Raw genomic sequence first — 8,458 nt, forward strand, 5'->3', positions numbered from 1 at the left:
CGCTCGTCCCCGGGCGCGGGGCCGGACGGGTGACCTCGGGGGTCCGCCGGGGCCCTGGTACGACGTGCCCCGCGCAGCGCCGTAGAATCGTCCGGATCAGCGGCGCGGCCGGGGCCACCCGGTCCGGCCGAGGGCGAGGCCGGGGGACCGGCACGGCGGGAGGCGCGCATGGCGGACCAGGTCAGGACGTCGGTCCCGGACTCGCGGCCGGAGGCGCCCGCCACCACGGGCGGCACCAGCCGCGTGCGCTCGCGCCTGGCCCGGTTCGGGCAGGGGCGCGGCCCCGCGCAGTCCTCCCCGGTGATCGAGCCGCTCCTGCAGGCCGTCCGCACCAACCACCCCCGGGCCGACCTCGGCCTGATCGAGCGGGCGTACGTCACCGCCGAGCGCGCGCACCGCGGGCAGCTCCGCAAGAGCGGCGACCCGTACATCACGCACCCCGTCGCGGTCGCGACGATCCTCGCCGAGCTCGGCATGACCCCGCCGACGCTGGCGGCCGCCCTGCTGCACGACACCGTCGAGGACACGTCCTACTCGCTGGAGCAGCTGCGCACCGAGTACGGGCCCGAGATCGCGATGCTCGTCGACGGCGTCACGAAGCTGGACAAGGTCACGTACGGCGACGCCGCGCAGGCCGAGACGGTCCGCAAGATGGTCGTGGCGATGTCCCGCGACATCCGCGTCCTCGTCATCAAGCTCGCCGACCGGCTGCACAACGCCCGGACCTGGAAGTTCGTCCCCGCGGCCTCCGCCGAGAAGAAGGCGCGCGAGACGCTCGAGATCTACGCGCCGCTCGCGCACCGCCTCGGCATGAACACGATCAAGTGGGAGCTCGAGGACCTGTCGTTCTCGACGCTGTACCCCAAGGTCTACGACGAGATCGTGCACCTGGTCGCCGAGCGCGCCCCGGCCCGCGAGGAGTACCTCGCCGTCGTGCGGGAGCAGGTCGGCGCCGACCTGCGGACCTCGAAGATCAAGGCGACCGTCACGGGCCGCCCGAAGCACTACTACTCGATCTACCAGAAGATGATCGTCCGCGGTCGCGACTTCGCGGACATCTACGACCTGGTGGGCGTCCGCGTCCTCGTCGACACGGTGCGGGACTGCTACGCGGCGCTCGGTGCGCTGCACGCGCGGTGGAACCCGGTGCCGGGCCGGTTCAAGGACTACATCGCGATGCCGAAGTTCAACCTGTACCAGTCGCTGCACACCACGGTGATCGGCCCCGGCGGCAAGCCCGTCGAGATCCAGATCCGCACCCACGACATGCACCGCCGCGCCGAGTACGGCGTCGCCGCGCACTGGAAGTACAAGGAGACCGCCAAGGGCGGCGCAGGCGCCGATGCCGACGGCAACGACATGGCGTGGCTGCGCCAGCTCGTCGACTGGCAGAAGGAGACCGCCGACCCCTCGGAGTTCCTCGACTCCCTGCGGTTCGAGATCGCGGACGGCGAGGTCTTCGTCTTCACGCCCAAGGGCGACGTCATGGCCCTGCCCGCCGGCGCGACGCCGGTGGACTTCGCGTACGCCGTGCACACCGAGGTCGGCCACCGCACCATGGGCGCGCGCGTCAACGGCCGCCTCGTGCCGCTGGACTCGACGCTCGAGAACGGCGACGTCGTCGAGGTCTTCACCTCCAAGTCCGAGACCGCCGGGCCGTCGCGCGACTGGCTCGGATTCGTCACCAGCCCCCGCGCGCGCAACAAGATCCGCCAGTGGTTCACCAAGGAGCGGCGCGAGGAGGCGATCGAGCACGGCAAGGACGCCATCGCCAAGGCGATGCGCAAGCAGAACCTGCCGATCCAGCGCCTGCTGTCGCACGAGTCGCTCGTCGCCCTCGCCAACGAGATGCGGTACGCCGACGTCTCCGCGCTCTACGCCGCCATCGGCGAGGGCCAGGCGTCCGCGCAGGCCGTGGTCCAGCGTCTCGTGCACGGCATGGGCGGGGAGCCCGCCGCCGAGGAGGACATGGCGGAGGTCGCCCGGCCCGGGCAGACCACCCGCCGCCCGCGCAGCGGCGACCCCGGCGTCGTCGTCAAGGGCGTGGACGACATCTGGGTCAAGCTCGCCAAGTGCTGCACCCCCGTCCCCGGGGACGAGATCGTCGGCTTCGTCACGCGCGGCCAGGGCGTCTCCGTCCACCGGTCCGACTGCATCAACGTCACCCAGCTGCAGTCCCAGCCCGAGCGCATGGTCGACGTCGAGTGGAGCACGGGCAGCGGCGCGCTGTTCCTCGTGCAGATCCAGGTCGAGGCCCTCGACCGCAGCCGGCTGCTGTCCGACGTCACCCGGGTGCTGTCGGACCACCACGTCAACATCCTGTCCGCGTCGGTCTCCACCTCCCGGGACCGGGTCGCGATCTCCCGGTTCGTCTTCGAGATGGCCGAGCCGTCGCACCTCGCGTCCGTGCTGTCCGCGGTGCGCAAGGTCGAGGGCGTGTTCGACGTCTACCGGATCACCGGGGCCAAGGCGGCCGAGGAGCCGGTCGCGGGCGCCTGAGCACCGCCCGTCCCGACCGGGTCACGGGACGCGCAGCTCCCGGACCGGGTCGCGGCGTGCCGCCAGCACCGCGGGGCCGACGGCGGCGGCGCACGCCACCAGGACGACCAGGGTCCCGACGGCGACCACCAGCGCGGGTCGGGGCGCCCCGGACGGTGCCGTCAGGTGCAGCCAGACCCACGTCCCGGCGCCCGCCACCGCGCAGGCCACGGTGGCCACCAGGGCGGTCTGGGCCAGGACGAGCCCGGCCACCAGCGCCCGCGTGGCACCGAGCGCGCGGCGTCGGCCGAAGTCCTTGCGCTGCAGCACCACCAGGACGAGCAGGATCGCGGCGACGGCGACCGAGGCGCCGGCCACGCTGAGCACGAGGGTCGCGCGCTCGGCCCGCAGGAGATCCCCGGAGACCGCCATCCGGACCTGGGCGAGCGCGGCCGCCGTCTCGATCGTCAGCAGGTCCGGCCCCGGCGGGGCGGCCAGGTCGCGCGCCAGCGTCTCGAGGACGAGCACGTCCTCGACGTGGGCGACCTGCGCGACGACGACCGTGATCGGCCCCGGGTCCGCCGCGGTCCCGGTGAGCAGCACGAGCGGCTCGAACGCGGCGAGGTGCTCGGGTACCTCGAGCGCCCCGGTGACCGGCACCACCGCGCCGTCGGGGTCCCGCAGCGCCCCGGCCGCGCGGCCGCCGAGGCCCAGGTCGGCGGCCGCCTGGGCCGAGACCACCGCCTGCGGTCCCGCGACCGCGAGGTCCCGCTCGGACGAGAACCCGCGCCCGTACGCCGTGCGGGCGGCCACCGGGGTCCCCGACGGGAGATCGGCGTGCACGAGGTCCACCGGGGCCCCGAACCCGGTGACCTCCTCGACGACGTCCACCCGGTCGAGCGTGTCCACCAGCGCGGGTGGCAGCGACCACTCCGGCGACGTCACGCGCAGCACCACCGTCCGCAGCGCCACCTCGTCCAGCCGGGTCAGCACGGCGTCCCGCACGGCGACGGCCCGGCCGGACGACAGCAGGACCGCCGCGCACGCCGTCGCGACCACGAGTGCGACCAGCACCGTCCCCGCGCGGTGCCGGCGGGTCCCCGCGGCGGCCTCGCGCAGCACGGCGAGCGGAGCCGCCACCGTCGGACGGTGACCCCGACGCGCGGCGCTGGTCACAGGCGGAACCGGCGGTCGCACCGGCGCTCGACCTCGGGGTCGTGCGTCACGACCACCACGGTGCCTCCGGCGCGGGCGTGCGCCGTCAGGGCGCCGAGGACGACGTCGGTCGTGGCCGGGTCCAGGTTGCCGGTCGGCTCGTCGGCGAGCAGCACCGAGGGCTCGCCGAGCAGCGCACGGCACAGCGCGACGCGCTGCGCCTGACCGCCGGAGACCTGACCCGGCACGCGCCCGGCGGGGACGTCCACACCCAGCAGGTCCATCAGCTCCCGGGCGCGTGCCCGGGACCGGCGGGGGTCGAGTCCCTGGTAGAGCGCGGTCTCCGTGACGGCGTCCAGGACGCGGCGGGTCGGGTCCAGCGCCGCGTCCTGGAACACGAAGCCGAAGTGGTGCGCCCGCAGCGCCGACCGCTCGGCGTCCGGCAGCCGGTGCACCGGCCGCCCGCCGAGCAGCACCTCGCCGCCGTCCGGCACCAGCATCAGGCCCAGCAGGTGCAGCAGCGTCGACTTGCCGGAGCCCGAGCGCCCGGTCACCGCCGTCACGCTCCCCGGCGGGCAGACCAGGTCCACGTCGTCGACCACGGCCGGCCCGGGGCCGTAGCCGAACCGGAGCCGCGACGCGGTGAGCGTCCGGGGCTCGATCATGCCGCGGCCTCCTCGGGCAGCAGCGCCGGCAGCCGGACCTCGTCGCCCGCCGCGATCCCCTCGACCACCGAGGTGCCCTGCGCGCTCGCCCGGACCATGACCGGGACGCGCACGCCCGATGCCGCGACGACGTAGGTGCCGTCCGCGTCCGCGGCGAGCGCCGCGCTCGGCACCGTGACGCCGGTGACCGGGGCCAGCACGGTCAGCGTCGCCCGGAGCGGGGCGATCTCGTCGCCCACCGGCAGCGCGTCGCACCGGTCCGTGCACACCGGGAGCCCGTCGGTGCCGGACAGCACGGCCCGCGCGGGCTGCTCGTCGTCACCGGGGTGCACCACGTCCACCACCGCCGACCAGTCCGGGCCGTCGTCGCGGGGGATCGTCACGGCGGCACCGGGCCGCACCATCGACGCCTGGAGCTGCGACAACGTCACGGAGAAGTCCGGGGCGGGCGCCAGCACGCGGACCGCGCCGTCGCCGTCCGCGAGCAGGGCACCCACCTCGACCCCCTCGTACGCGACCGCCGCGGGCAGATGGGGGAGGAACACCACATCGGCGAGGGCGACGGTCCCGGTCACCGGGACGCCCAGCGCCCGCTGCCACGCCCGGACGGCGGAGGCCGTCGCCGCGCCGAACCGCCCGGTCGGCTCACCGCGCAGGTGCCCCAGGTGCGCGAGCATCCGCTGCACCTGGGCGACGTCCTCACCTCGGTCGCCGGCACCGAGGTCGCGGTACGCGGGCACCTCACCGACTGCGACCACCACCGGGCGCTCGTCCACCCGGAACAGGACGGTGCCCTGGTCCACGGTCGACCCGGACCCGGAGTCCAGCCGCGTCACCACCCCCGCGGCGCGCGTGGTGACGGCACCCTGCTGCGGCCAGGTCAGGGAGACGGCCACGGTGAGGTCCTGCGCGACCTCGCCCTCGACCGCGCCCACCAGGGCGAACCCCGGAGCCGTCGTCGCGGGTGGGGCGCCCGCGACGGTCCGCAGGGACCAGCCCCCGGCGGCGCCGACGGCCAGCACGAGCGCGGCGACGGCCACGAACCGTCGCCCACGGGGTGGGGCGCCCCGGTCGCCGGCTGTCACAGGGGAGCCGGGCGCAGCGGCTGGGGGCACTCGGCGCCCTCCGGCACCACGAGGTCCCACAGCGAGTCCACGTCCCCTCCGGCGTCCTGCTCGGCCTGCAGGGCCTCGGTGAACGGGTGCCACAGCACGTCATCGGTGGCGAAGAGGGCGTCGACGAACGACTGCTCGGAGACGGGGTCGCTGGTCGGGTAGCCGTGCTCGGCGAGGCAGCGGCCGAGCTCGACCATCTCGGCGTAGTAGGTGCGGGCGGTGTCCTCGGTCCAGTCGGGGATGTACAGGTCGTCGGCCTCGGCGAGGCAGCCGCCGAGGTCGACCTGGGCGAGGGCGCCCTGACCGGAGGCCGTGGCCAACCCGAAGCCGTTGTCGGACGTGACGTGGATGTCCCAGCCCTGGTCAGCCATGCAGGCCACGACGTGCCGCTGGTACTGGTTCATCGCATCCAGGGTCAGCACCACGGCGCCGTCGTCGTCGGGTTCGTCCGACTCGGCTCCTGGGCCGGTCGCGCAGCCGGTTGCGGCCACGAGCGCCAGGGCCACCGCCCCGGCGGCGATCCCGAGGCGGCGCACGTCGACCATCAGCTGCAGTACCCGCGGTACTTGACGAGCCACGCCGAGGAGATGACCCAACCTCCGCTCTTGGAGAGCTTCGGGTTCCAGTTGATCTCCTGGTACTCGCCCGACGTGAAGGTCTCGATGTAGTCCTTCGTCGACGACCAGTGCATGTGCGCGACGGTTCCGCTCGAGCCAGACTCCGTGCGGATGTGCGAGGCGCCGCACGACAGGTCGCGCCGGACGGTCGCACCCGAGGCGTCCGCGCCCGTCGCGCCGACCAGCAGCAGCGCTGCGACCAGCGCTGTGACGCGACTTGCTCGGACCAGTGGACGGCTCTGTCCGTTCGACGACATGGCAATACCCCTCTCGTACACCGGGGCCGGTTGCTCCGGACGGGTCAGAGACTGCTCCCCCCCACCCCGGGGAGCGCCGCGCCCTGCGTAGGACCCGTCGGGCGCCGTCCGTGGTAGTGCGGAGGGCCGGTGCGGTCCGCTCACCATCCGGACGACCGAGACCCCGACCGTGCCCGATCAGGCTGCGGCGAGGGTGGGCCGCCCGGTGATCTCGGAGAGCAGCAGCGTCGCCTCCCGGACCCCGCGCCGCCCGGCCGCGGACGCGACGTCCGCGTGCAGCAGGTCGAGATCGAGCCCGACGTCCCGCAGCCGGGGGACGAGCGTCCGGGCGGTGGCGGCGGGCGCCAGGAGCAGCAGGTCCCGTGCGGTGCGGCGCGGGGAGGTGACGCGCACCCCGCCGAGCGGTGGCGCGTCGTGCGGGGACAGGTCGGCCTCGGTCACGACCCGACCGGGGCGCGGGCGGGGCGCGCGCGTGCCGCGCGGCGCGGCGACGTGGACGGGGCCGTCGGGTGGCGCCGTCGGGCTCGCGCCGAGGTGGACCCAGGCGGCGCTCTCCCGGGTCACCACGCACCCCGGGGGCACGAGCGGGGCCAGCGCGACGGCACGGGTCACGGGGTCCGCGACGACGCCGGCGGGCAGCGCGACCCCGTCGCGCAGCGGGACAAGGTGGCCGTCGCGGAGCAGCACCTGCCACGCGACGGGGTCGAGGTCGTCGCGGCGGATCAGCAGGGTGCGGGGGTCGGGTCGGCAGTCGCGAGCGCTCATGGGACGACGATGCCGGTCGGTCCGCGCCTCGCGCGAACCGACCGGCATCACCTGTGGACGAGCGTCAGCCGCGGGACTCGTCCGCGGCGCGCTGCACCTGCTCCAGCCAGGCCCGGCGGGCGTCCAGCGCGGCCTGCGCGTCGGCGACCTTGCGGGCGTCGCCGCCGGCCTGGGCCTTCGCGAGGTCGGCCTCGAGCTGGGCGATGGCGTTCTCGAGCTGCGCGAGGGCGCCCTCGGCCCGGGCGCGGGTCTCGGGGTTGGTGCGGCGCCACTCGGCCTGGTCGGCGTCGCGGACCTTCGCCTCGACGGCGCGGATGCGGGCCTCGACGCGCTGGATGTCGGCGCGCGGGACCTTGCCCGCGGCCTCCCAGCGGTCCTGCACGGAGCGCAGCGCGGCCTTGGCCTGCGCGAGCCCGCGCGACGGGTCGATGGCCTCGGCCTCGACCAGCAGCGCCTCCTTGACCTCGAGGTTGGCGCCGTACTCCCGGTCCGTGGCGGCGTTGAGCTCGTCACGGGCGTGGAAGAACGTGTCCTGGGCGGCGCGGAACCGTGCCCACAGCGCGTCGTCGTCGGCGCGGCTGGCGCGACCGGCGGCCTTCCAGCGGGCCATGAGGTCGCGGTACGCGCCCGCGGTGGCGCCCCACTCGGTGCTGCTCGAGAGGCGCTCGGCCTCGCGGACGATCTCCTCCTTGGCGGACTTCGCGGAGGCGTTGCGGGACTCGAGCTCGGCGAAGTAGTGCCGACGCTCGCGGTCGAACGTGGTGCGGGCGTGCGAGAACCGCTTCCAGAGCGCCTCCTCGGACGTGCGGTCGACGCGCGGGCCGGAGCGCTGCGCGTCCTTCCACTCGTCCAGCATGGCGCGCAGCTGCTCGCCCGCGGGCCGCCACTGCATGCGGGCGGGGTCGGTCGCGGCGATCTTCTCGGCGCGCTCGACGATCTGCTCGCGCGCGGCGAGGGCGGCCTGCCGCGCGGCGGCCCGCTCGGCCTCGACGGCGGCACGGCGCTCGGCGGCGACGGACCGCAGGCCGTCGAGCCGGGTGCGCAGCGCGTCGAGGTCGCCGACGGCCGCGGGCTCCGCGACCTCCTCGGTGAGCTTCGCGAGCGTCTGGTCGATCTCCTTGACCGCGAGGTCGGTGGCCTGCAGGCGCGCCTCGAAGACGGCGACCTTGGCCTGCAGGTCGAGGAACCGGCGCACGTAGAGCGCGACGGCCTCGTCCGCGGAGGCACCGGGGAACTGGCCCACGGCGCGCTCGCCGGCGGCCTCGCGGACGTAGACGGTGCCGTCCTCGTCCACCCGGCCGAACTCGGTCGCGGCGGCGGCCTCGGCGGAGTCGTCCACCACGGGGACCGGCACGACCGGGGCGGCGGGCACGGGCGCCGCGCCGTCGGCCGGGGCCGGACGCGCG

The 8,458-nt window shown here is 75.3% G+C and carries 8 protein-coding genes; 1 reads left to right on the forward strand and 7 read right to left on the reverse strand.

The features are described from left to right. Positions 1-168 precede the first annotated feature (168 nt). Complete coding sequence (locus EBM89_RS04205) at positions 169-2,499, forward strand: RelA/SpoT family protein (RefSeq protein WP_233571525.1); 2,331 nt, start codon at positions 169-171, stop codon at positions 2,497-2,499. A gap of 21 nt (positions 2,500-2,520) precedes the next feature. On the opposite strand, the gene EBM89_RS04210 is transcribed toward EBM89_RS04205, so the two are convergent. The 7 genes from EBM89_RS04210 to EBM89_RS04240 form a co-directional block, all read right to left on the reverse strand. Then, complete coding sequence (locus tag EBM89_RS04210; RefSeq protein ID WP_147463443.1) at positions 2,521-3,618, reverse strand: FtsX-like permease family protein; 1,098 nt, start codon at positions 3,616-3,618, stop codon at positions 2,521-2,523. Positions 3,619-3,650: 32 nt separating this feature from the next. Further along, positions 3,651-4,298: an ABC transporter ATP-binding protein gene (locus EBM89_RS04215; RefSeq protein ID WP_122148205.1), complete on the reverse strand. Its 648-nt coding sequence runs from the start codon at positions 4,296-4,298 to the stop codon at positions 3,651-3,653. Beyond that, positions 4,295-5,338, reverse strand: a complete 1,044-nt coding sequence (locus EBM89_RS04220) for a peptidoglycan-binding domain-containing protein (protein ID WP_122148206.1) — start codon at positions 5,336-5,338, stop codon at positions 4,295-4,297. Before EBM89_RS04220 ends, EBM89_RS04215 begins: the two co-directional genes overlap by 4 nt. A 41-nt stretch (positions 5,339-5,379) precedes the next feature. Further along, positions 5,380-5,958 (reverse strand): hypothetical protein, encoded by a 579-nt coding sequence (locus EBM89_RS04225; RefSeq protein ID WP_122148207.1) that lies wholly within the window; start codon positions 5,956-5,958, stop codon positions 5,380-5,382. Beyond that, a complete protein-coding gene (locus tag EBM89_RS04230) occupies positions 5,958-6,287 on the reverse strand; it encodes a hypothetical protein (RefSeq protein ID WP_147463444.1) in 330 nt (109 codons plus the stop codon). Before EBM89_RS04230 ends, EBM89_RS04225 begins: the two co-directional genes overlap by 1 nt. A 177-nt stretch (positions 6,288-6,464) precedes the next feature. Further along, complete coding sequence (locus tag EBM89_RS04235; protein ID WP_122148209.1) at positions 6,465-7,052, reverse strand: hypothetical protein; 588 nt, start codon at positions 7,050-7,052, stop codon at positions 6,465-6,467. A gap of 64 nt (positions 7,053-7,116) precedes the next feature. Further along, positions 7,117-8,458, reverse strand: a 1,342-nt coding sequence (locus tag EBM89_RS04240) for a DUF349 domain-containing protein (RefSeq protein WP_122148218.1), incomplete at its 5' end; no start/stop codon positions are given.

Origin of the sequence: Cellulomonas triticagri (assembly GCF_003696205.1) — a bacterium.
Taxonomy (GTDB): Bacteria; Actinomycetota; Actinomycetes; order Actinomycetales; family Cellulomonadaceae; genus Cellulomonas; species Cellulomonas triticagri.